Genomic DNA, 24,509 nt, shown 5'->3' on the forward strand with positions numbered 1-24,509 from the left:
GCCCTGGACAACCGGCGTCAGAGCAGCGCGAACTGTCCCTCCGGGCCCTCCTCGTGGTGGTTCAGGACCGAGGCGGGGCGGTGGGACGAGTCCGGGGGCGGGAGGACGGCGGCCTGGCGGAGGTCGGTCGCGGTGATCGTCGAGGTGGGGTTCAGGTCGGCCCGCTGTGGGCGGAGTTCCGCCAGCAGGGACAGGATCGTGATCAGCTCCAGCAGCTCCGACGTCCGGGGCTGCGGCCAGGTGGCGGGGCGGATCGCGGCCAGGGTGCCCGGCTCGGGCGGGGTCGTGCGGGTCGTGAACCAGGTCTCCAGGACGCGGGCTCCGGACACCGCGTAGTCCCAGGCCTCCGGTGGAACGGGAGAGATGCGGCCCTCGTCGAGGTGGAGGGTCTCCTCGTCCCGGTCGTAGTCGAGGGTCGCGGGGAGGGTGGGCAGGGGTGCGCGGACGTAGGGGCGGCGGCCGCCCGGGAGCTTGGGGCGCTCGCCGTCGCGGCGCATCAGCCACAGCATGCGGTGGCCCAGCTGGACGCCCCGGGACCAGAGTTCGGTGTCCTCGGTGAGCGGCACGGTGAGGTCGGGGCGGACCGTCGCCAGGATCCAGGCCAGGACGTCCGGTGGGGCGGGGCGGGTGCCGAGGCGGTCGGAGAGGTGGTCCAGCAGGCCCGGGGCCAGGTTCGGTTCCGTGCCGTCCGGGCGGCGGTACAGCGGGCGGATGCGGCCGGTGCGGAGGGTGGGCAGGAGAGAGGTCGCCAGGAGAGGGGCAGCGTCTTCGGCCGTCTCCACCACGAACACCTGGTGCTCGTCCGCCACCCGCCACAACTCCGGGCGGGCCGTGTCGATCAGCCGGTGGTCCGGGATCAGCCACTGTTCGTCGAAGGGCGCCGCCAGGACCCGTACCGGCTCGGCGCAGGGGCCTTCGGCGCGCGCCAGCCGCTCGGTGCCGGTGGGCTGGCCGGGCAGTTGCCCCACCGCGGACTGCAGCGTGCGGGAGCGGGTCGGCTCGAACAGGGCCTCGCGGTCCGGCCCTTCGGCCTTGAGCAGGGCGTCCCAGCGGGCCTTGAGGGAAGCCGCTTCGGGTGCCGTCGGCCAGGCGCGGCCGGGCCGCAGCGGTGCGACGGACCACGGCATGAGGTCCGCGAGCAGCGGAGCGTCGTCGTGCGTCACGCTGGGCATGGTACGGCCTGGTTCCGCGCGCCGGGTCAGGTGGCGTCCAGAGTCACCGTGAAGGAGAAGCGGTCGCCCCGGTAGTGGATGACCGCCACGTCCAGGACCCGGCCGTCGGCGTCGTACGTCACGCCCGTGTAGTGCAGGATCGGGCTGAGCAGCGGCACCTCCAGGAGGCGTGCGGTCTCCGGGTCGGCGAGCCGTGCCTCCACGGTGTCCGTGATGCGGCTGATGTCCGCCCTGACGACGTCCCGCAGCACCTTCGTCATCGGCCAGCGGACCAGGTCGTCCAGGTCGATGCGTGCGGCCAGTTCGGGGCGTACGTGGTTGAGGGCGTGGTTGGTCGGCTCGCCGGTCTTCTCGTCGCTGCGCAGGCGGTGGTACGTCGCCACCTCGGTCAGGTCCGGGAAGTGCTCGGCGAGATCGGCCGGCACGGGGACGCTGCCGTGGTCCAGCAGTTCGGTCGTCATACCGGACTGCTGGGCCACGATCGCGTCCACGGAGCCGAGGAGCCGCACCGGAGCACCGCGCCGGACACCCGGCTCGATGAACGTGCCGCGCCGCCGGTGCCGGCTGATCAGCCCCTCGTCCTCCAGCTCCTTCAGCGCCTGCCGCATGGTCAGCACGCTGACCCCGTAGTGCTCGGCCAGCTGCTCCTCGGTGGGCAGGCGCAGCGGGTCCCGTGGCGAGCGGCCGAGTATCGAGGCGCGCAGTGACTGCGACACCTGGTACCACAGCGGCAGCTTGCGGTTCAGGACGATCGAATCGGGAGCGAAGGAGGTCACATGGCTATCCGTACCTGTTGAAGAACGTTCGGTGCAACGCAGGCGTCACAGCGCGCGGAAGTGACGTTCGAGTCCCCGCCACACGTCGTCGTATCCCTGCTGGAGGTGGTCCGCCTCGGCCGCGTGCGGGGTGAGCGTCACCGGCCAGCGCGTCTCGAACATGAACGCGAGCCCGTCGTCGATCTTCTGCGGCCTCAACTCGGCGGCGCTGGCCCTGTCGAAGGTCTCCCGGTCCGGGCCGTGCGCCGACATCATGTTGTGCAGCGAGCCGCCGCCCGGCACGAAGCCCTCCGCCTTGGCGTCGTAGGCGCCCTCGACGAGCCCCATGTACTCGCTCATCACGTTCCGGTGGAAGTACGGCGGCCGGAAGGTGTCCTCGCCCACCAGCCAGCGCGGCGCGAAGACCACGAAGTCGACGCCGGCCAGGCCCGGGGTGTCCGACGGGGAGGTCAGGACCGTGAAGATGGAGGGGTCCGGGTGGTCGTACGAGATGGTGCCGATCACATTGAAACGGCGCAGATCGTAGACATACGGCACATGGTTGCCGTGCCAGGCGACCACATCGAGGGGGGAGTGGTCGTAGGTGGCCGTCCAGAGGTTGCCGCAGAACTTGTTCACCACCTCCACCGGGCCCTCCACGTCCTCGTACGCGGCGACCGGCGCCTGGAAGTCCCGGGCGTTGGCGAGACCGTTGGCGCCGATCGGCCCGAGGTCCGGGAGCTGGAACGGCGCCCCATAGTTCTCGCACACATAGCCGCGCGCAGAGTCGTCCAGCAGCTCCACACGGAAGCGCACCCCACGCGGGATCAGCGCCACATGGGCCGGTTCCACAGGGAGCCTGCCGAACTCGGTGTGCAGCAGCAGCCCGCCGCGCTCCGGCACGATCAGCAGCTCCCCGTCGGCGTCGGAGAAGACCCGCTCCATCGAGGAGTTGGCGTGGTACAGGTGCACGGCCATGCCGGTGCGCTGGGTCGCGTCGCCGTTGCCGCCCAGGGTCCACAGGCCCGCCAGGAAGTCCGTGCCGGCCGGCGGCTCGGGCAGCGGGTTCCAGCGCAGCCGGTTGGGGTCGGGCACCGTCTCGGTGAAGGGAGCCGTACGGATCGCGCCGTTGCCGGTGCGGGTGAACGCCGGGTGCGCGGCCGACGGGCGGATCCGGTACAGCCAGGAGCGGCGGTTGTGCGCCCGCGGCTCGGTGAACGCCGTACCGCTCAGCTGCTCCGGGTACAGGCCGAGCGGCGCGCGCTGCGGCGAGTTGCGGCCCTCGGGCAGGGCGCCCGGCACCGCCTCCGAGGCGTGTTCGTTGCCGAATCCGGACAGATACGACAGTCCCTCGGCGGTCTTCCGTGCGTCCCCGCTCATGATCGCTCCCTTGCGCTCCTCATTCCTATGCATCACCGTAGGAATGAGCGGGGGCGGACGCAAGAGGGCCTCGGGCGGTCCTCCCTCCGCCTTGGGTCGTCGTCCTCCCTCCGGGGTAGGGCCGGAACCAGACTTCAGGGGGATTCGGGTGGCGGAGCGTTTCACTAACCTCCCGGGCATGTCGTGGACGCGCAGAACTGTCATCGGGCTCGTGGTCTGCGCCCTGCTGCCGCTCGGGGCGCAGGGCTGCGGGACCGGCGAGGCGCACGGGGGCGCCGGTGCCGTCTCACCCTCGCCGGTGGGCAAGGTCCTGGACGACACGGACGGGACCGGCCGGCATCTGCGCGAGGTCGCCAAGAAGGACGCGCCCGAGGTCGGTGTCGAGGTGACCCCGGACACCGGCGGCGGCTGGGACGTGCGGCTGACGCTGCGCCACTTCCGTTTCTCGCCCGCCGGCGCGCGGTGGAAGGCGGTCCCCGGGCACGGGCTCGCGTACCTCTTCGTCGACGGCCGCCCGGTGACCCGGCTGCGCGCACCCGAGTACCACCTGGCTCCCCGCCTGGTCCCGCACGGCACCCACCACGTCACCGCCCGCCTGTACGCCGACGACGGCACGGTGTGGGCCGTGCACGGCAAGCCGGTCGAGAGCACCGCCGACATCACGGCGTCCGGCGTGGAGACCTCCGGCCGATGAGTGCGACCGGCCGATGAGTGCGACCGGCCGATGAGTGCAAGAGGCACCCTTTTCCGTACTGGGGGGCGAGGTTCACCGGACCCCGGCGGAAAGGCATCATGAAGTCCGTGCCCCACGCGACATCGCTTCGCCGCGCGCCCGTCCAGCGGCGCAGCGCCGAACGGCTGACCAGGATCTTGGACGCCTGCGCCGACCTCCTCGACGAGGTCGGTTACGACGCGCTGAGCACCCGCGCGGTGGCCCTGCGCGCCGGAGTGCCCATCGGCTCGGTCTACCGCTTCTTCGGCAACAAGCGGCAGATGGCCGACGCCCTCGCCCAGCGCAACCTGGAGCGGTACACCGAGCGCGTCACCCAGCGGCTCAAGGAGGCGCGGCGGGGCGACTGGCGGGGTGCCATGGACGCCGTGCTCGACGAGTACCTGAGCATGAAGCGCACCGCCCCCGGCTTCTCCCTCGTGGACTTCGGCAACCAGATCCCGGTCGGCGTCCGCCAGGCCGAGCCCAACACCCGGGTCGCCGACCGCCTCACCGACCTGCTCTCCGGCTACCTCGGCCGCACCCCGGACGACGAGCTGCGGCGCGTCTTCCTGGTCGCCGTGGAGAGCGCGGACACCCTCGTCGCCCTGGCCTTCCGGATCGACCCCCAGGGCGACGAGGCGATCATCCACGAGACGCGCGAGCTGCTGCGGGCGTATCTGGCGCGCGTGCTCGACTGAGCCCGGCGGTCCCCGGGGCCGCAGAGGGCTCCCCTCCATGCCAACCGGTCGGTATGCTCGGCCCGAGCCCGCCTGTGCTCGCCCGGCACCGCCGCCGACCCTCCGGGAGGACCCGTGTCCCGCACCGCCCTGCGAATCTGCCCCCTGTGCGAGGCGACCTGCGGGCTGACCCTCACCATCGAGGGCACCCGTGTCACCGGCGCCCGCGGCGACCGCGAGGACGTCTTCAGCCAGGGGTTCATCTGCCCCAAGGGCGCCTCCTTCGGCGCCGTCGACGGCGACCCCGACCGGCTGCGCACCCCGCTCGTCCGCGAGCACGGCACCCTGCGCGAGGCCACCTGGGAGGAGGCCTTCGACGCGGTCGCCGCGGGCCTGCGCCCGGTGGTGGAGCGGTACGGCCCCGACGCCCTCGGCATCGTCCTCGGCAACCCCAACGTGCACACCATGGCCGGCGCCCTCTACCCGCCGGTCCTGCTCGGCGCGCTGCGCACCCGCAGCCTGTTCACCGCCTCCACGGTCGACCAGATGCCCAAGCACGTCTCCAGCGGGCTGCTCTTCGGTGACGCCCACGCCATCCCGGTGCCGGACCTCGACCACACCGACCATCTGCTCCTCATCGGCGCCAACCCCCTGGAGTCCAACGGCAGTCTGTGCACCGCGCCCGACTTCCCCGGCAAGCTCAAGGCCCTCAAGGCCCGCGGCGGCCGGCTCACCGTCGTGGACCCGCGCCGCACCCGCACCGCGAAGCTCGCCGACCGGCACATCGCCATCCGGCCCGGCGCCGACGCGCTGCTGCTCGCCGCGATGGCCACGGTGCTGTTCGAGGAGAGCCTGGTGGACCTCGGGGCCCTCGCCCCGCACATCGAGGGGTTGCCCGAACTTCGGGACGCCCTGCGGGAGTTCACCCCCGAAGCCGTCGGCGAGGCGTGCGACGTCGACTCCGGCGTCATCCGCACCCTCGCCCGCGAACTCGCCGCCGCCCCCACCGCCGCCGTCTACGCCCGCATCGGCAGCTGCACCGTCCCGCACGGCACCCTGGCGAGCTGGCTCGTCGACGTCCTCAACATCCTCACCGGCAACCTGGACCGGCCGGGCGGCGCCCTGTTCCCGCAGGCCGCCACCGACAGGACACCCCGCCCGGCGGGCCCCGGACACGGCTTCGCGCTCGGCCGCTGGCACTCCCGGGTACGGCACCTGCCCGAGGCCAAGGGCGAGTTGCCGCTCTCCGCGCTCGCCGAGGAGATCGACACCGCCACCGAGGCGGGCGAGCCGATCCGCGCGCTCGTCGTGGTCGCGGCCAACCCGGTGCTGTCCGCCCCCGACGGCCGGCGCCTCGACAAGGCCCTGGACTCGCTGGACTTCATGGTCAGCGTCGACCCCTACCTCAACGAGACCTCCCGCCACGCCGACGTCGTACTGCCCCCGCCGCCGCCCTCGCAGAGCCCGCACCACGACTTCGCCTTCAACACCCTCGCCGTCCGCAACCAGGTCCGCTACAGCCGCCCCGCCGTCCCCCTCGAACCCGGCCGCATGGCCGAGACCGAGATCCTCGCCCGGCTGACCCTGGCCGCGATCGGCATGCACGGCGCCGACCCGGGCGCGGTGGACGCGATGGTGATCGAGCAGACCCTCGGCAAGGCCGTCCAGGAGCCCCACTCCCCGGTGCACGGCCGCGACCCGAAGGAACTCGCCGCACAGCTCACCGGGGACACCGGCCCCGAGCGCCGGCTCGACCTGATGCTGCGCCTCGGCCCCTACGGCGACGGCTTCGGCGTACGACCCGACGGGCTGACCCTGGACCGGCTGCTCGCCCACCCGCACGGCATCGACCTCGGCCCGCTGCGGCCCCGGCTGCCGCAGCCGCTGAAGACCGTGAGCGGCAAGGTGGAGCTGCTGCCCGAACCGATCGCCGGCGACCTGCCCCGGCTCCGGGCGGCCCTGCGCGAGCGCCCCGCGGGGCTCGTCCTCGTCGGCCGCCGCCATCTGCGCTCCAACAACAGCTGGATGCACAACGTGCCCGCCCTCACCGGCGGCAGCAACCGCTGCACCGTCCACATCCACCCCGAGGACGCGGAGCGCCTGGGCGTGCGGGACGGGGCGGACGTACGCGTGAAGGGGGCCGGGGGAGAGGTGGTCGCCCCCGCCGAGGTCACCGACGGCGTCCGGCCGGGCGTGGTGAGCCTGCCGCACGGCTGGGGCCACGACCGCCCCGGGACCCGGATGAGCCACGCGGTCCGGGAGCCCGGAGTCAACGTCAACCAGCTCCTCGACGGCAGCCTGCTCGACCCGCTGTCGGGCAACGCGGTCCTCAACGGAGTACCCGTCGAGGTCGCCGCGATCGCCGCACAGCTGTGACCTGGAGTTTTGCGCTTATTGCTCGCGTGTCAACGTCTTGTTAACGCCGTTTGACGGGACCTAACGTCGTCGCACCGCCAGCCCCCGGTGGGATGTTCAAGGGCGAACGTTAGGTATCCACTCATGTTGACCATCCTCGGCTTCGCCATGATCGCGACCTTCCTGGTCCTGATCATGCTGAAGAAGATGTCGCCGATCGCGGCGCTCGTGCTGATCCCGGCACTGTTCTGCGTCTTCGTCGGAAAGGGCGCCAAGCTCGGCGACTACGTCATCGACGGCGTCACCGGCCTCGCCCCCACCGCGGCGATGCTCATGTTCGCGATCGTCTACTTCGGTGTGATGATCGACGTCGGCCTCTTCGACCCGATCGTCCGGGCGATCCTGAGGTTCTGCAAGGCCGATCCGCTGCGGATCGTCGTCGGTACGGCCGTCCTCGCCGGGATCGTGTCGCTCGACGGCGACGGCTCGACCACCTTCATGATCACGGTCTCGGCGATGTACCCGCTGTACAAGCGCCTGAAGATGAGCCTGGTCGTGATGACCGGTGTGGCCGCCATGGCCAACGGCGTGATGAACACGCTGCCCTGGGGCGGGCCGACCGCCCGGGCCGCGACCGCGCTGAAGCTGGACGCCAGCGACATCTTCGTGCCGATGATCCCGGCCCTGGCCATGGGCCTGCTGTTCGTCTTCGCCCTCGCCTACGTCCTCGGCCGCCGCGAGCGGGGGCGGCTCGGCGTGCTGACGCTGGACGAGGTGCTGGTGGAGGAGACGGAGACGGTACTGGTCGGTGCGGGTACCGGCAAGGGCACCAAGAGCACCGGCGGTTCCGGCACCGGCGCGGACCTGCCCGACGAGCCGCAGGACGAGGGCTTCCAGGGCCTCGACCCCCACCGGGCCACCCTGCGCCCCAGGCTCTACTGGTTCAACGCGCTGCTCACGGTCGCCCTGCTCACCGCCATGATCATGGAGTGGCTGCCGATCCCGGTGCTGTTCCTGCTCGGCGCCGCGCTCGCGCTGACCGTCAACTTCCCGCACATGCCGGACCAGAAGGCCTGCCTGGGCGCGCACGCCGAGAACGTCCTCAACGTCTCCGGCATGGTCTTCGCCGCCGCCGTCTTCACCGGCGTCCTGCAGGGCACCGGCATGGTCGACCACATGGCCACGTGGCTGGTGGACAACATCCCGGACGGCATGGGCCCGCACATGGCCTTCGTCACCGGCGTGCTGAGCATCCCGCTCACGTACTTCATGTCCAACGACGGCTTCTACTTCGGCATCCTGCCGGTGCTCGCCGAGGCGGGCCAGGCGCACGGCGTCTCCTCGCTGGAGATCGCCCGCGCCTCGCTCGTCGGCCAGCCGCTGCACATGTCCAGCCCGCTGGTCCCGGCCGTGTACGTCCTGGTCGGCATGGCCAAGGTCGAGTTCGGCGACCACACCCGGTTCGTCGTGAAGTGGGCCGCCCTGACCTCCCTCGTGGTGCTCGGGGCCGGGATCCTCTTCGGCATCATCTGATCTCCCAAGGAGGACACGTCCATGGCGCCCGGTGGGAACCGCGGCTGGCTGCTCCGCCTCGTCATCGCCTTCGGCTTCGCGCAGGGGGCGGTGTCGATGGCCCGCCCCGCCGTCTCCTACCGGGCCCTCGCGCTGGGCGCCGACGAGCGGGCGGTCGGCGTCATCGCGGGTGTATACGCCCTGCTCCCGCTCTTCGCCGCCGTACCGCTCGGCCGCCGTACCGATCACGGCCGCTGCGCCCCGCTGCTCCCGGTGGGCGTGGTCCTGATCTCCGGCGGCTGCGTGCTGAGCGGACTGGTGAACTCCCTGTGGGCGATGGCCCTGTGGAGCGGGGTGATGGGGCTCGGCCATCTCTGCTTCGTGATCGGCGCCCAGTCCCTGGTGGTCCGCCAGTCCGCGCAGCACGAACAGGACCGCAACTTCGGGCACTTCACCATCGGCGCCTCCCTCGGCCAGCTCATCGGCCCGGTCGCCGCGGGCGCCCTGATCAGCGGCCCCGACATGGCGGGCAGCAGCGCGCTGGCGCTCGTGGTGGCGGGCGCGGGCGGTGCGGCCGCGTTCGCCTCGCTGTGGCGCATCGAGGACCGTACGGCCGTCAACTCCCGTTCCCCGCAGGGCGGCCGGGTGCCGGTCGGGGGGATCCTGCGCGCCCGGGGCGTGCCCGCCGGCATGCTCATCAGCCTCTCCGTGCTGTCCGCCACCGACATCCTCACCGCCTACCTCCCGGTCGTCGGTGAGCACCGGGGCATCGCGCCCTCGGTGATCGGTGTCCTGCTCAGCCTGCGCGCCGGGGCCACCATCGCCTGCCGTCTGGTCCTCACCCCGCTGCTGCGTCTGCTCGGTCGGCCCGCGCTGCTCACCGTGACCTGCTTCCTGGCGGCCGTCCTGTGCGCCGGGGTGGCGCTGCCCGTGCCGGTGTGGGTGCTCGGACTCATGCTCACCGTCCTCGGCTTCTGTCTCGGTGTCGGGCAGCCGCTGTCCATGACGACGGTCGTCCAGGCCGCCCCCGAGGGCGCCCGCTCCACCGCCCTCGCGCTGCGGCTGACCGGCAACCGGCTCGGCCAGGTCGCCGCACCGGCCGCCGCGGGTCTGGTCGCGGGCGTGGCGGGGGTGGCCGCGCCGTTCGTGATGCTCGGGGCGTTGCTGCTGCTGTCGTCGGGGGTGGCGCTGCGGTCACCCGGGCGACCCGAAGGGCCCGGGCGTACGGGGCGGGAGCGGCCCAGGCGCTCGGTCCGCTCGGTATTGCGCCGCACGAGCGATATCTGACGACGCGCCGGGCGTCGATGCCGCGGGGCACGGTGTGCGTGCAGGAGAGTCCAGGCGAAAGAGCGATTTGTATGAAAATCGTCTGAACTCGGAGGAATACACATGGCCACCCTGACACCCCCACGTGCCATCGGCTCCCGCGCGGGCGCCACTGTCGTCCTCACCGCCCTTGCCGCGGCGGGCGCGTCGTGGGTGGCGGCGCCCCCCGCTTCGGCGGCGGGGGAGAACGGCGACATCAGGGTCCACCGCGTGGGCGTGCCCTACGGTGTCTCCAAGGACGACTCGGCGGTCTGCAAGTTCTACCTCGACGCCGTCAACTTCGACGTCCTGCCCGGCATCGGCTACACCATCACGCCTCAGCCGCCGCTGCCCACCGCCGCCACCGTCGCCGGGACGATCCAGCTTGCCGGCGGCGCCGGGCACACCGATCCGCTGGGGCTGGCGGACGGGCAGTACAAGATCACCTGGGTGGTGTCGGGTGCCACCAAGGAGAAGGTCTTCCGAGTCAACTGCCGTGACGAGAAGAAGGACGAGAAGAAGGACGGGGAACACGGCCCGGGCCAGATCGAGGACCACCAGCAGGGCGACAAGCAGGGCGACAAGCAGGGCGACCAGCAGAGCGACCAGCGCAGTGACGCGGCCTGGGGCCAGGGCGGCGGCGACCACAGCGACGGCCCCAAGGGCGGAGTGCACGCGGGTGGCGGCGGCATGGTCGACACCTCGGGTGCCTTCTCGCCCGTGGCCGCAGCCGCTGCCGTGGGACTGGTCGCGGTCAGCGGAGTGGCGTACCTCCGGCTGATCCGCCGCCGGCCGCATGGCGCCGCGTAGGCGCAGACGCAGGCCGTGGTACCGGACCCGCGCCTATCGCCTCACCCGGACGGCCCTGCTCGCGGCCGTCCTGGTGACGATGGGGGTCCGCTGCGGCGGGGACGACGGGCCGGCCGCCCCCCTCCAGGCGGGCGGCCCGGCCGCCGACCCGGGCTCCGCCCGCACCGACGCACGGGGCGCGAGCCAGGGGGAGCCCGCTCCGGCCCGCCCGGCGCCCCCGCCCCGCCCGCTGCCCCGGTCCCGGCCGACGTCCCTGCGTATCCGGTCCCTCGGGATCGACGCGCCGGTCGTCGGACTACGGCTCGACCGGGACCGGCAGTTGGAGACACCGCCGCTCGACCGGCCGAAGGAGGTCGGCTGGTACCAGGGCGGCCCCACGCCGGGGGAGTCCGGCACCGCGATCGCCGTCGGCCACCGCGACACCAGGACCGGACCCGCCGTCTTCGCCGCACTCGCCCAGGTGAAGCCCGGGAAACTGATCGAGGCCAGGCGGGCGGACGGCCGTACCGCCGTCTACACCGTGGACCGGGTGCAGGTCTTCGACAAGGCCGGCTTCCCCGACAAGGAGGTGTACGGCCCGGCCCGGCGCCCGGAACTGCGCGTCCTCACCTGCGGCGGCCTGTTCAGCCGGCGCACCGGCTACACGAGCAACGTGGTGGTCTTCGCCCACCTGACCGCGACGAAGTGACCGCCTGACGCGACGAAGTGACCGCCCGACCGCGACGAAGTGACCGCACGCCGCGGACGGCGACGCCCACCCGGGCGGTCCGAATCCCGCCCTCCGTTTCCGCCCCTGCCAGCGGCGCGGCGTCCGATGCCGCATCCCGTCTTCCCCCGGCCCGGCACATTCCGTTAACTTCCGTGACCCACAGGCCTCGTACGACCCGCACGCGGCCTTCGGACCCACGGAGCAGCGGCGCTCCGCACAGCCCCCGGGGGCAGCAGTCATGACACGCGCCATCTCTCTGCACGACGTGAGCAAGTCCTACGCGCGGGGCGTCCGCGTGGTGGACCGGCTCTCGCTGGACATCGCGCCCGGCGAGTTCCTGGTCCTGCTGGGCCCCTCCGGCTGCGGGAAGTCCACCGTGCTGCGCATGATCGCCGGTCTCGAGGAGATCGACGAGGGCGAACTGCTCCTCGACGGCGAGTACGCCAACGACTGGCAGCCGTCCGACCGGAACATCGCGATGGTATTCCAGAACTTCGCCCTCTACCCGAGCATGACCAGCCGCGACAACATCGGCTTCCCGCTGCGCATCGAGGCCCCCGGCACCGACCCCCGCCCGCGCGTGGACGCGACCGCCCGCATGCTCGGCATCGAGGACCTGCTCGACCGCTTCCCCGGCCAGCTCTCCGGCGGCGAACGCCAGCGCGTCGCCATGGGCCGGGCCATCGCCCGCCACCCCTCCGCCTTCCTGATGGACGAGCCGCTGTCCAACCTCGACGCCAAGCTCCGCAACCACTTGAGGGCCGAAATATCCCAGCTCACCCGCGAGTTGGGCGTGACCACGGTGTACGTCACCCACGACCAGGCCGAGGCCATGTCGCTCGGCGACCGGGTCGCCGTGCTGCGCGGCGGGGTGCTCCAGCAGGTCGGCAGCCCGCGCGAGGTGTACGCGCTGCCCCGCAACGTCTTCGTCGCCGCCTTCATCGGCACCCCGCGCATCAACCTGCTGCGCGGCCTGGTCCGCGCCCCGCTGGACGGCGCCATGACCATCAGCCTCGGCAGACAGGCGCTGCGCCTGCCCGAACCCCTCTCCCTCGACCACCGGTTGCTGCGCGTGCAGCAGGGCCGTGAGGTGATCGTCGGGCTGCGCTCGGAGGCGGTCCGGATCGCCAAGCCCGCCGTCGCCCGGCCCGGCGAGGTGCCGATCAGCGGCCTGGTGGAGCATGTGGAGTTCCAGGGGCACGAGGTCCTCGTCCACTTCAACACCGGTTCGAGCCCGGCCGTCGTACCGGAGCTGGAGGCCCCGCGCCCGTCCGGCCGCCCCGCGCGGCGCCGCCGCCGGGAGGGCCCCACGGTCCTGGACCGGCTCAGGGAGCGGGCCGGTGCCCTGCGCGCCGGGCCGGTGGTGGTCCTGGAGGACCCGCCGGACGACGGCCCGGCACCCGTGCCTCCGGAGGGCCGGTTGCCCGGCGACCTGGTCGTGCGCACCACCCCGGACATCCGTCTCCGGCACGGCATGCAGGTGCCCCTGCTCGTCGACATAGCCCACCTGTTCGTCTTCGATCAGCACGGCGAGCGGATCTGCCCGTCCCCGGCGCGGCTGCCTGACCTGGAGGAGTGAGCCCGCTAGGCATGGGGGATGCGTCATCACCTCACCCCCACCCGGGCCGCCCTCACCGCGGCCGGTCTGCTGCTGGCCGCCGCCCCGACCGCGTACGCCACGCTCGCCACCCCGGACTCCGCCGCGCACACGCGCGGAAAGCCGTACATCGAGACCCGGCTCTTCTTCGGCACGGCGCGCCCGGACGGCGGTCCGGCCGTCACCGACCGGCAGTTCATGGCCTTCGTCGACAAGGAGGTGACGCCCGACTTCCCGGACGGGCTCACCGTGCAGAACGGGCGCGGGCAGTGGCGCGACGCGCACGGCACCATCGAGAAGGAGCGGTCGTACGAGCTGATCCTGCTGTACCCGCAGACACAGGCGGACAAGAGCGACCGCAGCATCGAGGAGATCCGGCGGGCCTACGAGAAGACTTTCGGCCAGGAGTCCGTGGGCAGGGTGGACGAACGGGCGCAGGTCGACTTCTGATATCCCGGGGACGTCCGGTCATGTATGGCGCCTGAAAACTATCGCCGCTAGTTTGTGTGCCGGACGACGTAGCCCTGCCCGGGAGGAAGCAGCATGAAGGCACACGACGGCCTGTACATCGACGGCGCCTGGCGCCCCGCCGAGGGCCAGGACGTGATCGAGGTCGTGAACCCGGCCGACGAGCAGGTCATCGGCCGGGTCCCGGCCGGGACCGCCCTGGACGTGGACACCGCCGTACGTGCCGCACGCGCCGCCCTCCCGGCCTGGGCCGCCACGCCCCCGGCCGAGCGGGCCGCGCGCCTGGCCGCGCTGCGGGACGTGCTCGCGGCCCGCAAGGACGAGATCGCCGAGACGGTCACCGCCGAACTGGGCGCCCCGCCGCAGTTCGCGCAGACGGTCCACGCGGGCGTGCCGATCGCCGTCGCCGGCACCTACGCCGAGCTGGCCGCGACCCACTCCTTCGAGGAGAAGGTCGGCAACTCCACCGTCCTGCACGAGCCGATCGGCGTCGTCGGCGCGATCACCCCCTGGAACTACCCGCTCCACCAGATCGTCGCCAAGGTCGCCCCGGCGCTCGCCGCGGGCTGCACGCTCGTCCTCAAGCCTGCCGAGGACACCCCGCTCACCGCCCAGCTCTTCGCCGAGGCGGTGCACGAGGCGGGCGTCCCGGCCGGTGTGTTCAACCTCGTCACCGGCCTCGGTACGGTCGCCGGGCAGGCGCTCGCCGAGCACCCGGGCGTCGACCTGGTCTCCTTCACCGGCTCCACGGCCGTCGGCCGGCAGATCGGCGCGGTGGCCGGCGCGGCCGTCAAGAGGGTGGCGCTGGAGCTGGGCGGCAAGTCCGCCAACGTCATCCTGCCGAGCGCCGACCTCGCCAAGGCGGTCAACGTGGGCGTGGCCAACGTGATGTCCAACTCCGGCCAGACCTGCAGCGCCTGGACCCGGATGCTGGTCCACAGCGATCAGTACGACGAGGCCGTCGAGCTGGCCACCGCGGCCGCCGCCAAGTACGGCGAGCGCATCGGCCCGGTCGTCAGCGCCAAGCACCAGGCACGCGTGCGCGGTTACATCGAGAAGGGCATTTCGGAGGGTGCCCGCCTGGTCGTCGGCGGCCCCGAATCCCCGCGCGAGAAGGGCTGGTTCGTCAGCCCGACGGTCTTCGCGGACGTCACCCCGGAGATCACGATCGCGCAGGAGGAGATCTTCGGCCCGGTCCTCACGATCCTGCGCTACGAGGACGAGGAGGACGCCCTGCGCATCGCCAACGGCACCGTCTACGGCCTCGCCGGCGCCGTCTGGGCCGGGGACGAGGCCGAAGCGGTCGCCTTCGCCCGCCGTATGGACACCGGCCAGGTCGACATCAACGGCGGCCGCTTCAACCCCCTCGCCCCCTTCGGCGGCTACAAGCAGTCCGGCGTCGGCCGGGAACTCGGTGCACACGGACTCACCGAGTACCTCCAGACCAAGTCCCTCCAGTTCTAAGGAAGTCCACGACCCATGGCCGTACGAGCCGCCGTCCTGCCCGCCATCGGCGCCCCCCTGAAGATCACCGAGATCGAGCTGCCCGACCCGGGCCCCGGACAGGTCCGCGTCCGCCTCGCCGCCGCCGGTGTCTGCCACTCCGACCTGTCCCTGTCCAACGGCACCCTGCGGGTACCGGCTCCGGTGGTCCTCGGCCACGAGGGCGCCGGAACGGTCGTGGCCGTGGGCGAGGGAGTCACCCACGTCTCACCCGGCGCCCCCGTGGTCCTCAACTGGGCGCCCTCCTGCGGCACTTGCCACGCCTGCACGCTCGGCGAGGTCTGGCTGTGCGCCAACGCGCTCAACGGCGCCGCCGACGTCTACGCCCGCACCGCCGACGGCACCGACCTCCACCCCGGCCTGAACGTCGCCGCGTTCGCCGAGGAGACCGTCGTCGCCTCCGCCTGCGTGCTGCCCCTCCCGGAGGGCGTCCCGCTCACCGACGCGGCCCTCCTCGGCTGCGCCGTCCTCACCGGCTACGGCGCCGTCCACCACTCGGCCCGGGTCCGGCCGGACGAGACGGTCGCGGTGTTCGGCGTCGGCGGCGTGGGCCTGGCCACCCTCCAGTCCGCGCGCATCGCGGGCGCGTCCCGCATCATCGCGGTCGACGTCTCCCCGGAGAAGGAGGAACTGGCCCGCGCGGCCGGCGCCACGGACTTCGTCCTCGCCTCCGACACCACCCCCCGCGAGATCCGCGCCCTCACCGGCAGGCAGGGCGTCGACGTCTCCGTGGAGTGCGTGGGCCGCGCGGTCACCATCCGCGCCGCCTGGGAGTCCACCCGCCGGGGCGGCCGTACGACGGTCGTCGGCATCGGCGGCAAGGACCAGGAGGTCACCTTCAACGCCCTGGAGATCTTCCAGTGGGGCCGCACCCTGTCCGGCTGCGTCTACGGCAACACCGACCCGGCCCGCGACCTGCCGCTCCTCGCCGAACACGTACGGGAGGGCCGCCTCGACCTCTCGACCCTGGTCACCGACCGGATCGCCCTGGAGGGCATCCCGGCGGCCTTCGAGAACATGCTGGCGGGCAAGGGCGGCCGCTCGCTGGTGGTGTTCTGAGATTCAGCCGACCCGCTATTACGGCTGACGGACCCGCACCCGGCACACCACACAACCCCCACCCCCGTAGCCGAATTCAGCACAACCCCGCCGCCTCGATGCCGAGCAACTCAAAAAGCGCCCGCTCCCCCGACGGAGTCACTTTTACGGCCCGCTCAGACCCGATTCGCACACACCAGCCCACCTCCATCGCATGCCGACACAACGCGGCGCCCGCCGTACCCGCGAGATGAGGCCGCCGCTCGGTCCAGTCGAGGCAGGACCGGGCCAGGGGCCGCCGAGTCGAACGGTCCAGCGGGATACCCACCGCGCCGAACCACTCCACCCCCGCATCCGTCAATGCAAACCCGGTGTCCTGCCGAAGAAGCCCCCGCCGGGTCAACGCATCCGTGACCGCGATCCCGAGCCGCCCGGCAAGATGGTCGTAACAGGTACGCCCCCGGGCCATCGCGGACCCCGCACTCACCTCCCGCAGGGTGCGTGAGCGCTGCCGTACCGCCGCCGCAGGCACCTGCGCGGCGAGGTCCTCCACGAGCTGTGCCACGCGCGCGTCGGACAGCCGGACGTACCGGTGCCGGCCCTGCCGTTCCTCGGCCAGCAACCCGCCCCCGACCAGCTTGCCCAGATGTTCGCTCAGTGTGGACGCGGCGACCCCCGCATGCCGGGCCAGCTCGCCCGCGGTCCAGGCCCGCCCGTCCAGCAGCGCGAGCAGGCACGCGGCCCGGGTCTCGTCGGCGACCAGCGAGGCGAGTGCGGCGAGGCCGGCGGCCCGGGAGTCCTTGGCGGTCATGCCCCCAGCATGCGGTACGGATACTTCGGCAGCGGCCGAAGTATCCTCACACACTCTGCCGTACCTGCTCGTACTGCTGCGCCAGCCCGTCCAGCAGCGCGCTCAGCCCCGTCTCGAAGGCCCGCTCGTCGATCTTCTCCTGCTGTTCGGCGAGGAGGTGTGCCTGCCCGAGGTGCGGATAGTCGGCGGGGTCGTACGCGCTCGCGTCGTCCACGAAGCCCCCGGCGAAGGAGCCGAGCGCGGAGCCCATGATGAAGTACCGCATCAGCGCGCCGATGGACGTGGCCTGCGCCGGCGGCCAGCCCGCCGCGACCATGGCGCCGTACACCGCGTCGGCCAGCCGCAGCGCGGCGGGGCGGCGGCCGGGCCCGCGGGCGAGGACCGGGACGATGTTCGGGTGGTCGCGCAGGGCGGCGCGGTAGGAGATCGCCCAGTCGTGCAGCGCGGTCCGCCAGTCCCGGCCGTCCTCGAACATCGACAGGTCCACCAGACCGCTCACCGAGTCGGCGACCGCCTCCAGGATCTCGTCCTTGGTGCGGAAGTGGTTGTAGAGCGAGGGCCCGCTCACCCCCAGCTCGGCGGCGAGCCGCCGGGTGGAGACGGCCGCCAGGCCCTCCGTGTCCACGAGTTCCCGTGCCGTCTCGACGATCCGGTCGGTGCTGAGGAGGGGCTTGCGCGGTCGGGCCATGGCGCACATAGTAGGGCTGCAACAGGAAACTAGCAGTGCTAATTTAAATGTCCGGCTTTCAAGATCCATCTGGTGTGGGGTGATCTCGTGGTGAACCTGGGGCTCAGCGCGGAGCAGGCCGCCGTACGGCAGCTCGCCCGGGACTTCGTGGAGCGCGAGATCGCCCCGCACGTGGTCGCCTGGGACCGGGCCGAGGAGGTGGACCGGGGCATCGTGAAGAAGCTCGGCGAGGTCGGCTTCCTCGGCCTGACCGTCGACGAGGAGTACGGCGGCTCGGGCGGCGACCATCTGGCGTACTGCCTGGTCACCGAGGAGCTGGGGCGCGGGGACTCATCGGTCCGCGGGATCGTGTCCGTGTCCCTGGGGCTGGTCGCCAAGTCGATCGCGGCCTGGGGGAGCGAGGAGCAGAAGCGGCGCTGGCTGCCGGGCCTCACCGCCGGCGAGTACGTCGGCTGCTTCGGCCTCACCGAGCCCGGCACCGGCTCCGACGCGGGCAACCTCACCACCCGCGCGGTGCGCGACGGCGACGACTACGTCATCAGCGGCACCAAGATGTTCATCACGAACGGCACCTGGGCCGACGTCGTCCTCCTTTTCGCCCGCTCCACCGACGCCCCCGGACACAAGGGCGTCTCCGCCTTCCTGGTCCCCACCGACACCCCCGGACTGACCCGCCGCACCATCCACGGCAAGCTCGGCCTGCGCGGCCAGGCCACCGCCGAACTCGTCCTGGACGACGTCCGGGTGCCCGCCTCCGCGCTGCTCGGCGAGGAGGGCAAGGGTTTCTCCGTCGCCATGTCCGCGCTGGCCAAGGGCCGGATGTCGGTGGCGGCGGGCTGTGTCGGCATAGCCCAGGCCGCGCTGGACGCGGCCGTGCGGTACGCCGGCGAGCGCGAGCAGTTCGGAAAGTCCATCGCCCACCACCAGCTGGTGCAGGAGCTGATCAGCGACATCGCCGTCGACGTGGACGCGGCCCGGCTGCTCACCTGGCGGGTCGCCGACCTCATCGACCGCGGGCAGCCGTTCGCCGTCGAGTCCTCCAAGGCCAAGCTGTTCGCCTCCGAGGCGGCCGTCCGCGCCGCCAACAACGCCCTCCAGGTCTTCGGCGGTTACGGCTACATCGACGAGTACCCGGCCGGCAAACTCCTGCGCGACGCCCGCGTGATGACCCTCTACGAAGGCACCAGCCAGATCCAGAAGCTGCTCATCGGGCGTGCGCTGACCGGGGTTTCGGCGTTCTGAGTACGTGCCTGAGTATCTCGGCGGATGTGGCGCGGGCCACGTCCGCCGATGCTTGCTCCCATGAGTGACACACCGGTCAAGCAGCAGAGTACGGCCGCGTTCTACGGCCAGTCCGTCGCCTCCTTCGCCATCGCCATGGCGGCCACGTCCATCGGTATCTACCAGCTGAGGACCGACGCCTGGGTCCGGGCCTTCCTGGCCATCGCCGTCCTCTATCTCGTCACGTCCGCCTTCACGCTCGCCAAGGTGATCCGGGACCGCCAGGAGGCCGGGCAGATCGTCAGCCGCGTCGACCAGGCCCGCCTGGAGAAGCTGCTCGCCGACCACGACCCCTTCGAGAAGCTCTGAAAGGCGCCGGCAAGCTCTGAGCGGGCGCTCTAAGCGAGCGCTCACCTTCGGCGGTATGGTGGTGCTCCTGTCACCGAGAGGGGCGAGCGAGCGATGAGTACGGCGGAGGAGACGACCGGCGGCGAGGTCGAGCCGTGGGAAGAGGTCACCCCTGACGCGGCCCGGCGGCTGCTGGTCGCCGCTGTGGAGGCCTTCGCCGAGCGCGGCTACCACGCGACGACGACCCGCGACATCGCGGGCCGCGCCGGCATGAGCCCGGCCGCGCTCTACATCCACTACAAGACCAAGGAAGAGCTGCTCCACCGGATCAGCCGGATCGGCCACGACAAGGCCCTGGACATCCTGCGGACGGCGGCCCGGCGCGAGGGCACCGCCGCGGAGCGGCTGGCCGACGCCGTCAGCTCCTTCGTCCGCTGGCACGCCGGGCGGCGCACCACCGCGCGGGTCGTGCAGTACGAACTCGAGGCGCTCGGCCCCGAGGCCCGCGCCGAGATCGTCGCGCTGCGCCGCCAGGTGGACGCCGAGGTGCGCGGCATCATCGAGGACGGTGTGGCCTCCGGCGAGTTCGACGTGCTCGACGTGAAGGGCACCACCCTCGCCGTGCTGTCGTTGTGCATCGACGTGGCCCGCTGGTTCACCCTGGACGGCCCGCGCACCCCCGAGGAGGTCGGCGCGCTCTACGCCGACCTCGTGCTGCGGATGGTGGGCGCCAAGTAGAGCGCCCCGCGGCTCAGAGGTAGTACCGGGACACCGACTCCGCGACGCAGACCGGCTTGTCGCCGCCCTCGCGCTCCACGGTGAAGGCGACGGTCACCTGGACACCGCCCGGGACGTCCTCGACGCCGGTGATCGTCGCGGTGGCGCGCACCCGGGAGCCGACGGGGACGGGGGAGGGGAAGCGGACCTTGTTGGTCCCGTAGTTGACGCCCATCTTCACGCCCTCGACCTTGATGAGCTGCGGCCCGAAGAGCGGGAGCAGCGACAGGGTCAGGTAACCGTGCGCGATGGTGGTCTTGAACGGCCCCGCGGCGGCCTTCTCCGGGTCCACGTGGATCCACTGGTGGTCCCCGGTGGCCTCGGCGAACAGGTCGATCCGCTTCTGGTCGACCTCCAGCCAGTCCGTGTGGCCCAGCTGCTCGCCCACGGCGCCCTTCAGCTCGTCGGGGGAGGTGAAGGTCCTCGGTTCTGCCATGTTCCCGGCCTCTCGCTCGCAAGGTCTAAGCAACTGCTTAGCATGGTCGGGTCCGGAGGTGATGTCAACGGATGGCGGCCCGACCGGGTGGTCACCCTGTGTAGGTAGTCTCTGAGGAGTGCCCCAGATTCCCGAGAAGATCCACGAGCTGACCGTCGGCCAGTTGTCCGCGCGCAGCGGCGCCGCCGTCTCCGCCCTGCACTTCTACGAGTCCAAGGGCCTCATCACCAGCCGCCGCACCTCCGGCAACCAGCGCCGCTACACCCGCGACACGCTCCGCCGCGTCGCCTTCGTCCGCGCGGCCCAACGGGTCGGCATCCCCCTGTCCACCATCCGCGAGGCCCTGGCCCAACTCCCCGAGGAACGCACCCCGACCCGCGAGGACTGGGCCCGCCTGTCGGAGACGTGGCGCTCGGAGCTGGACGAACGCATCAAGCAGCTCAACCGCCTCCGGGACCACCTCACGGACTGCATCGGCTGCGGGTGCCTGTCCTTGGACACGTGCGTGCTGTCCAACCCGGACGATGTGTTCGGGGAGCGGCGGGCGGGGTCGCGTCTGATGACGGAGGGGCGTGCGTAGCTGCGGGCAGTCGTGCCGCTGGGGCGGCGCCCACCCGGCAGCGCCGTCGTACCTGCGTAGCTGCGGGCAGTCGTGCCGCTTGGGGCGGCACGGGTGGGCGCAGCGGCACCCCGCCGGCGCCGGGCCGCGCGACCCACCCCCGCCCAGCTGCAGCACCGGGCCACCGGTGACCTACTCGTACTCGGTCCCACCCTTCCGCGTCAGGTACGCAGGACTCACCGCCTTGGCGATCGCCCGCCCCCCGGTCACCCCGCTGTACCGCTCCACCGCAGGCCGTATCACCACACCCTCCCGCAGATGCATCCCCCGCCCGGACACGGTCTCCCGCCCGCTCGCGAACTCCAGCACCCGCTCGATGTCGTACGGCCCCGAGAAGAGCCGTGGCACCAGGGGCAGTTCCCCTTCCAGCACCTCGGCCGCGTCCAGCCACCGCACCGTCCCGTCGATCTCGGCCGACACGTCGAACGCCGCGTACCCGAGCGTCTCGCGCCGACCGTCGGCCCCGTATGTCAGGTCCTGCACCCCCGCGCCGTACACCTCCCCGAAGATGCCGACCCGCCGCGCGCCCAGCCGCTCGCAGAGCCGCGCCGCAGCCTCGGCGACCCCGTGCCCCCGCACCGCCCGCCAGTACAGGTTCCGCGGATCCTCCTTCAGCGCCAGGGACTTCCCCCCGAAGCCCTTCGAGGACACGTACACCCGCTCCTCGTCGGCGACATACGTCACCAGGCATGCCGAACCGTGCAGCTTCTCGGTCAGGACCACAGCCTCGCCCGGTGCGAAGATGTCCGGAAACCGCTGGATGTTCTCGATGTCGACCCAGGGCAGCAGATCGGGCGCGGACTCGACCTCCCCGCTCATCGTGGGCGGGATCGGCGGCACCCACTTGGTGATGCCGAGTACGTCCGCGAAGTCGGCCCCCTCCTGAGCCGCCCGCGCCAGATCGACGTCTGCCAGCGCCTTCGGCCGGCACACGATGCCCTGCGACAGCTCACCGCGCAGTCGCACTGCCTTGACCCGGTCGGAGTTGCTTCCCGCCAGCCGCCCGGTCAGCCCCAGCTCCTCGATCAGCCCGGTCGGCAGCACTGCCTGCTCGGGGATGTAGACGGCGGCCTCACCGGTGCGGTACGCGCCCTTGGCGACGACGGCCCGGTACAGGCCCACCTGGGCCAACTCGAGCGCATCGGCGTTCGGATGCTCGTGGACGGTCAGCACTTCGGCGGTGACGCGGAGCGTCGACATCTCGGGACTCCCTGGTTGCTCAACTCGGTTTCATCGGCCCCCACTCTCCGCACCGGAAAGGGGTGGAGCGACCGGATTTGCGGCTGGTAAGTTCGGGACCTTCGGTCGGCGCAAAGACGCCGCGCACGGAGTCCTGACGGGCTCAACTCCCTTGCTCTCACCCGCCCTTGAGGCAGCTCTCGCGAACATCGACACGGTCTTCAACGGCTTCGCCAGCCCGGACGAGACCAGCTGCGAGCGCTGTCACCTGCCCGAGTAGACCGCGTACCTGCGTACGCCGTACACCAGCGTGCCCCTGGAGGTCGTGCAGATGTACCTCTTCGAGGTGTCCGACCACTTCACCGACCACGACGCGGCGATGCGACGCCTGTTGCCCCAGGGGGCGCGGGCGATGGCCGAGGGCGCGCTGGAAGGTGTCGGCTGGGGTGACCACGGGCTGAGCCAGGTCGACTGGCGCTCCTGGCCGGCCGAGCAGGCCACCGCCGTCGAGGAGTTCGTGCATGCCTGGTGGCAGCAGGTCCTCCGCACGCCGAAGCCGCCGTACCAGGTGGAGGAGGTCTTCGAGATCTGCGCCGCGATCGGTCGGTCCGTCACTCCGCTGCTCGACCGCTGGCCCGCGCACCCGGTGGCCGACGCCCACCTCGTCCGGTGCGTGGACTGGTGGCTCGACCGTCTGCTCGTCGACGACGCGCCGTTCACCTGGTTTCCGCACGGCGCGGAGGCCGCCGTACCCGAACTCCAGTCCTGGCTGGCGCGGAACGCCCCGGCTCGGCTGCGCGCCCAGGGCGAGCCCGATCTGGCGATCCGTGCCGGACTCCTCGCCCTGCCCTACGACGACCGCTGGGCCCACCCGTACTGGGTCGACCCCTCCGCCACCAACTGAGCGTTGGACAGGGCGCGTTCACCGTTCGGCAGGAACAGGGTGTCCTCCAGGCCTATGCGGGTGGCGAGGCCCAGCCGTCCGGCCAGTCTCAGCACCGGCCAGGTGCCGCCCTCCTCGCCGTGCAACAGGACCGGACGGCCGTGTGCGTCACCGAGGTCGGCGAGCAGGCGGTGCGCCGACGCCTCCGCCGTCGCCGGGTCCGGGTCGGTCACCTCCGCCAGCACCCGCAGCACCCTGGGTCCGAGCGGAGAGGCCGCGAAACGGGCCGCCGCGTCGGTGCCGGACCAGATGCCCGCCTCCACGCCGACCCCCAGGGCGAGCAGCTGGGTCGCGACCTCCTCGGCGCCCGGCTCATGCCAGTTGACCGAGGCGAAGTCGGGCAGCACCGACCAGTTGCGCGCCCGGTCGAGCCGGGCGGCCGGGTCGGGCTCGGCCCAGGCACCGGTGGTCACTCCGACCGGCACCGGGACCCGCGCCCGTATCGACTCCAGCGTCGGGGCGAGCACCCGTGGGGACAGACTGTCGTGCCCGCACGGCGTCTTCGGATGGACATGGATCTCCGTGGCACCGGCCGCGACGGCTTCGGCGGCGGACCGCGCCAACTCCTGCGGCGACAACGGCACCGCTACGCCGTCCGCGGCCGAGCGGCGCCCGTTGAGACACACCTGCACCTGCACCATGCCTCGATGGTGCCAGCCGCCACTGACAGCGACCCGTGGCATGTTCCGCAACGCCCGACGGCACGTCCAGGCAAGGGGCGCGGCATCCCCTGCGCACCCCCCGATTCCACCCCCCTGCAGATCAGGCCGACATCAGCAGCCGTCCCCGCCCGGCGCACGCCAGTGCCTGAGGCGTGAGTACGGGCCGGGGTACGAGGATCCCGCAGTCCGTGCAGACCGGGCCGGACGACGGCTCGTGGTCCAGGTCGTACTTCCACACGAGGCGCTCACCGCCGCACACCGGGCAGGCCGAGCCCGGCTCCCGCTCCAGGGCGGCGATCAGCCGGCGCAGCACCTCGGCCAGGGGCTCGTCGGGGTGGACCCGTGGGTCGTCGCACCAGGCGACCCCGAACCCGCCCCAGGTCAGCCGGTGCCAGTCGTCCACGGTGCCCGGCCGGCGCAGCCCGTCGTGCTTCTCCTTCTTGCGGCGCTCGGCGAACTCGCCCTCATAGGCGAGCCAGACGCCGCGCGCCTCCTCCAGCTCCTCCAGTGCGGCCACGAGCCGCGCCGGGTCGGGGGAGCGGTCCTCCGGACCGAAACCGGCCCGGGAGCACAGATGGTCCCAGGTGGCCCGGTGCCCGTAAGGAGCGAACCGCTCCAGGCACTTGCGCAGTGAGTAGCGTCGCAGTGCCAGATCGCACCGCGGATCGCGCACCTGTCTCGCCAGACTTCGGAATCCGGCCATCGCCTTGCACCTCCGTCACACCTGCGTCCGCACTTCGGTCACTTCGGCGTCGCCGTACGGCTTTCGCGCGACGTCGCCGAGTAGACGTATCGACACGCGATCCGGCTCCATCCGATTTCCGATGCCCTC

25 protein-coding genes are annotated in these 24,509 nt (G+C 72.1%); 16 read left to right on the top strand and 9 right to left on the bottom strand.

Annotation, left to right across the window (positions count from 1 at the left end; genetic code table 11):
• Window positions 1-17 precede the first annotated feature (17 nt).
• From CRP49_RS25920 to hmgA, 3 genes are read right to left on the bottom strand one after another with little or no spacing between them, the layout of a single operon-like run.
• On the bottom strand, window positions 18-1,172 hold the full coding sequence (locus CRP49_RS25920; protein WP_179851749.1) for a type ISP restriction/modification enzyme: 1,155 nt from the start codon (window positions 1,170-1,172) through the stop codon (window positions 18-20).
• A 26-nt stretch (window positions 1,173-1,198) separates the two neighbouring features.
• Complete coding sequence (locus CRP49_RS25925) at window positions 1,199-1,948, bottom strand: GntR family transcriptional regulator (RefSeq protein ID WP_097255564.1); 750 nt, start codon at window positions 1,946-1,948, stop codon at window positions 1,199-1,201.
• 45 nt (window positions 1,949-1,993) lie between these two features.
• The gene (hmgA, locus tag CRP49_RS25930) at window positions 1,994-3,307 is read right to left on the bottom strand and encodes a homogentisate 1,2-dioxygenase (RefSeq protein WP_097255565.1); all 1,314 of its coding nucleotides are present in this window, start codon (window positions 3,305-3,307) and stop codon (window positions 1,994-1,996) included.
• Between the two features lie 178 nt (window positions 3,308-3,485).
• Here hmgA and CRP49_RS25935 point away from each other — a divergent pair, with 178 nt between their 5' ends.
• The 11 genes from CRP49_RS25935 (at window position 3,486) to CRP49_RS25985 (ending at window position 16,014) form a co-directional block, all read left to right on the top strand.
• Entirely contained in the window at window positions 3,486-4,001 is a 516-nt protein-coding gene (locus tag CRP49_RS25935) for a hypothetical protein (RefSeq protein WP_097255566.1), read from the top strand.
• Between the two features lie 98 nt (window positions 4,002-4,099).
• Entirely contained in the window at window positions 4,100-4,717 is a 618-nt protein-coding gene (locus tag CRP49_RS25940) for a TetR/AcrR family transcriptional regulator (RefSeq protein WP_097255567.1), read from the top strand.
• Window positions 4,718-4,831: 114 nt separating this feature from the next.
• The gene (locus tag CRP49_RS25945) at window positions 4,832-7,072 is read left to right on the top strand and encodes a molybdopterin oxidoreductase family protein (protein ID WP_097255568.1); all 2,241 of its coding nucleotides are present in this window, start codon (window positions 4,832-4,834) and stop codon (window positions 7,070-7,072) included.
• A gap of 123 nt (window positions 7,073-7,195) precedes the next feature.
• Complete coding sequence (locus CRP49_RS25950) at window positions 7,196-8,584, top strand: CitMHS family transporter (RefSeq protein ID WP_097255569.1); 1,389 nt, start codon at window positions 7,196-7,198, stop codon at window positions 8,582-8,584.
• Between the two features lie 21 nt (window positions 8,585-8,605).
• Window positions 8,606-9,850 carry an MFS transporter gene (locus CRP49_RS25955; RefSeq protein WP_097255570.1) on the top strand — a complete coding sequence of 415 codons (1,245 nt, stop codon included), beginning with the start codon at window positions 8,606-8,608 and terminating at the stop codon, window positions 9,848-9,850.
• Between the two features lie 102 nt (window positions 9,851-9,952).
• Window positions 9,953-10,678 (top strand): hypothetical protein, encoded by a 726-nt coding sequence (locus tag CRP49_RS25960; RefSeq protein WP_097255571.1) that lies wholly within the window; start codon window positions 9,953-9,955, stop codon window positions 10,676-10,678.
• Window positions 10,665-11,366, top strand: coding sequence for a class F sortase (locus tag CRP49_RS25965; RefSeq protein ID WP_097255572.1), 702 nt, complete (start codon window positions 10,665-10,667; stop codon window positions 11,364-11,366). The genes CRP49_RS25960 and CRP49_RS25965 overlap by 14 nt, the downstream gene beginning before the upstream one ends.
• 259 nt (window positions 11,367-11,625) lie before the next feature.
• Window positions 11,626-12,966 (top strand): ABC transporter ATP-binding protein, encoded by a 1,341-nt coding sequence (locus CRP49_RS25970; RefSeq protein ID WP_097255573.1) that lies wholly within the window; start codon window positions 11,626-11,628, stop codon window positions 12,964-12,966.
• An 18-nt stretch (window positions 12,967-12,984) separates the two neighbouring features.
• A complete protein-coding gene (locus CRP49_RS25975) occupies window positions 12,985-13,434 on the top strand; it encodes a DUF3574 domain-containing protein (RefSeq protein ID WP_097255574.1) in 450 nt (149 codons plus the stop codon).
• Window positions 13,435-13,527: 93 nt separating this feature from the next.
• Window positions 13,528-14,916, top strand: coding sequence for an aldehyde dehydrogenase family protein (locus CRP49_RS25980; RefSeq protein WP_097255575.1), 1,389 nt, complete (start codon window positions 13,528-13,530; stop codon window positions 14,914-14,916).
• 15 nt (window positions 14,917-14,931) lie between these two features.
• Window positions 14,932-16,014 (top strand): Zn-dependent alcohol dehydrogenase, encoded by a 1,083-nt coding sequence (locus CRP49_RS25985; RefSeq protein ID WP_097255576.1) that lies wholly within the window; start codon window positions 14,932-14,934, stop codon window positions 16,012-16,014.
• Window positions 16,015-16,090: 76 nt separating this feature from the next.
• Here the strand turns inward: CRP49_RS25985 and CRP49_RS25990 are convergent, their stop codons facing one another.
• Together CRP49_RS25990 and CRP49_RS25995 are read right to left on the bottom strand one after the other, a co-directional pair.
• Complete coding sequence (locus CRP49_RS25990) at window positions 16,091-16,804, bottom strand: helix-turn-helix transcriptional regulator (RefSeq protein WP_097255577.1); 714 nt, start codon at window positions 16,802-16,804, stop codon at window positions 16,091-16,093.
• A 46-nt stretch (window positions 16,805-16,850) separates the two neighbouring features.
• A complete protein-coding gene (locus CRP49_RS25995) occupies window positions 16,851-17,492 on the bottom strand; it encodes a TetR/AcrR family transcriptional regulator (protein WP_097255578.1) in 642 nt (213 codons plus the stop codon).
• A 90-nt stretch (window positions 17,493-17,582) separates the two neighbouring features.
• On the opposite strand from CRP49_RS25995, the gene CRP49_RS26000 reads away from it, so the two are divergent.
• From CRP49_RS26000 to CRP49_RS26010, 3 genes are all read left to right on the top strand, one after another.
• A complete protein-coding gene (locus CRP49_RS26000; RefSeq protein ID WP_097257532.1) occupies window positions 17,583-18,734 on the top strand; it encodes an acyl-CoA dehydrogenase family protein in 1,152 nt (383 codons plus the stop codon).
• A 60-nt stretch (window positions 18,735-18,794) separates the two neighbouring features.
• A complete protein-coding gene (locus tag CRP49_RS26005) occupies window positions 18,795-19,082 on the top strand; it encodes a YiaA/YiaB family inner membrane protein (RefSeq protein ID WP_094216750.1) in 288 nt (95 codons plus the stop codon).
• Window positions 19,083-19,175: 93 nt separating this feature from the next.
• On the top strand, window positions 19,176-19,799 hold the full coding sequence (locus CRP49_RS26010; protein ID WP_097255579.1) for a TetR/AcrR family transcriptional regulator: 624 nt from the start codon (window positions 19,176-19,178) through the stop codon (window positions 19,797-19,799).
• A gap of 13 nt (window positions 19,800-19,812) precedes the next feature.
• On the opposite strand, the gene CRP49_RS26015 is transcribed toward CRP49_RS26010, so the two are convergent.
• Complete coding sequence (locus CRP49_RS26015) at window positions 19,813-20,274, bottom strand: MaoC family dehydratase (protein ID WP_094216752.1); 462 nt, start codon at window positions 20,272-20,274, stop codon at window positions 19,813-19,815.
• A 118-nt stretch (window positions 20,275-20,392) separates the two neighbouring features.
• On the opposite strand from CRP49_RS26015, the gene soxR reads away from it, so the two are divergent.
• The gene (soxR, locus tag CRP49_RS26020; RefSeq protein WP_097255580.1) at window positions 20,393-20,854 is read left to right on the top strand and encodes a redox-sensitive transcriptional activator SoxR; all 462 of its coding nucleotides are present in this window, start codon (window positions 20,393-20,395) and stop codon (window positions 20,852-20,854) included.
• Between the two features lie 171 nt (window positions 20,855-21,025).
• On the opposite strand, the gene CRP49_RS26025 is transcribed toward soxR, so the two are convergent.
• On the bottom strand, window positions 21,026-22,093 hold the full coding sequence (locus tag CRP49_RS26025) for an RNA ligase (ATP) (RefSeq protein WP_097255581.1): 1,068 nt from the start codon (window positions 22,091-22,093) through the stop codon (window positions 21,026-21,028).
• Window positions 22,094-22,382: 289 nt separating this feature from the next.
• Here CRP49_RS26025 and CRP49_RS26030 point away from each other — a divergent pair, with 289 nt between their 5' ends.
• The gene (locus CRP49_RS26030) at window positions 22,383-22,976 is read left to right on the top strand and encodes a hypothetical protein (RefSeq protein ID WP_257033489.1); all 594 of its coding nucleotides are present in this window, start codon (window positions 22,383-22,385) and stop codon (window positions 22,974-22,976) included.
• Here the strand turns inward: CRP49_RS26030 and CRP49_RS26035 are convergent.
• Window positions 22,922-23,656, bottom strand: coding sequence for a 3-keto-5-aminohexanoate cleavage protein (locus tag CRP49_RS26035; RefSeq protein ID WP_179851750.1), 735 nt, complete (start codon window positions 23,654-23,656; stop codon window positions 22,922-22,924). The genes CRP49_RS26030 and CRP49_RS26035 overlap by 55 nt on opposite strands.
• Before the next feature lie 121 nt (window positions 23,657-23,777).
• Window positions 23,778-24,380: a hypothetical protein gene (locus CRP49_RS26040; protein ID WP_094216756.1), complete on the bottom strand. Its 603-nt coding sequence runs from the start codon at window positions 24,378-24,380 to the stop codon at window positions 23,778-23,780.
• Window positions 24,381-24,509 lie beyond the last annotated feature (129 nt).

The sequence above is a fragment of the Streptomyces sp. Ag109_G2-15 genome (assembly GCF_900215565.1).
Lineage (GTDB): Bacteria > Actinomycetota > Actinomycetes > Streptomycetales > Streptomycetaceae > Streptomyces > Streptomyces diastatochromogenes.

Coding starts and splice junctions, on each gene's coding strand:
- CRP49_RS25920 (WP_179851749.1), bottom strand. CDS start 1,172: ATGCCCAGCGTGACGCACGACGACGCTCCGCTGCTCGCGGACCTCATG.
- hmgA (WP_097255565.1), bottom strand. CDS start 3,307: ATGAGCGGGGACGCACGGAAGACCGCCGAGGGACTGTCGTATCTGTCC.
- CRP49_RS25935 (WP_097255566.1), top strand. CDS start 3,486: ATGTCGTGGACGCGCAGAACTGTCATCGGGCTCGTGGTCTGCGCCCTG.
- CRP49_RS25940 (WP_097255567.1), top strand. CDS start 4,100: ATGAAGTCCGTGCCCCACGCGACATCGCTTCGCCGCGCGCCCGTCCAG.
- CRP49_RS25950 (WP_097255569.1), top strand. CDS start 7,196: ATGTTGACCATCCTCGGCTTCGCCATGATCGCGACCTTCCTGGTCCTG.
- CRP49_RS25955 (WP_097255570.1), top strand. CDS start 8,606: ATGGCGCCCGGTGGGAACCGCGGCTGGCTGCTCCGCCTCGTCATCGCC.
- CRP49_RS25960 (WP_097255571.1), top strand. CDS start 9,953: ATGGCCACCCTGACACCCCCACGTGCCATCGGCTCCCGCGCGGGCGCC.
- CRP49_RS25965 (WP_097255572.1), top strand. CDS start 10,665: ATGGCGCCGCGTAGGCGCAGACGCAGGCCGTGGTACCGGACCCGCGCC.
- CRP49_RS25970 (WP_097255573.1), top strand. CDS start 11,626: ATGACACGCGCCATCTCTCTGCACGACGTGAGCAAGTCCTACGCGCGG.
- CRP49_RS25975 (WP_097255574.1), top strand. CDS start 12,985: ATGCGTCATCACCTCACCCCCACCCGGGCCGCCCTCACCGCGGCCGGT.
- CRP49_RS25980 (WP_097255575.1), top strand. CDS start 13,528: ATGAAGGCACACGACGGCCTGTACATCGACGGCGCCTGGCGCCCCGCC.
- CRP49_RS25985 (WP_097255576.1), top strand. CDS start 14,932: ATGGCCGTACGAGCCGCCGTCCTGCCCGCCATCGGCGCCCCCCTGAAG.
- CRP49_RS25990 (WP_097255577.1), bottom strand. CDS start 16,804: ATGACCGCCAAGGACTCCCGGGCCGCCGGCCTCGCCGCACTCGCCTCG.
- CRP49_RS25995 (WP_097255578.1), bottom strand. CDS start 17,492: ATGGCCCGACCGCGCAAGCCCCTCCTCAGCACCGACCGGATCGTCGAG.
- CRP49_RS26005 (WP_094216750.1), top strand. CDS start 18,795: ATGAGTGACACACCGGTCAAGCAGCAGAGTACGGCCGCGTTCTACGGC.
- CRP49_RS26010 (WP_097255579.1), top strand. CDS start 19,176: ATGAGTACGGCGGAGGAGACGACCGGCGGCGAGGTCGAGCCGTGGGAA.
- CRP49_RS26015 (WP_094216752.1), bottom strand. CDS start 20,274: ATGGCAGAACCGAGGACCTTCACCTCCCCCGACGAGCTGAAGGGCGCC.
- CRP49_RS26025 (WP_097255581.1), bottom strand. CDS start 22,093: ATGTCGACGCTCCGCGTCACCGCCGAAGTGCTGACCGTCCACGAGCAT.
- CRP49_RS26035 (WP_179851750.1), bottom strand. CDS start 23,656: ATGGTGCAGGTGCAGGTGTGTCTCAACGGGCGCCGCTCGGCCGCGGAC.
- CRP49_RS26040 (WP_094216756.1), bottom strand. CDS start 24,380: ATGGCCGGATTCCGAAGTCTGGCGAGACAGGTGCGCGATCCGCGGTGC.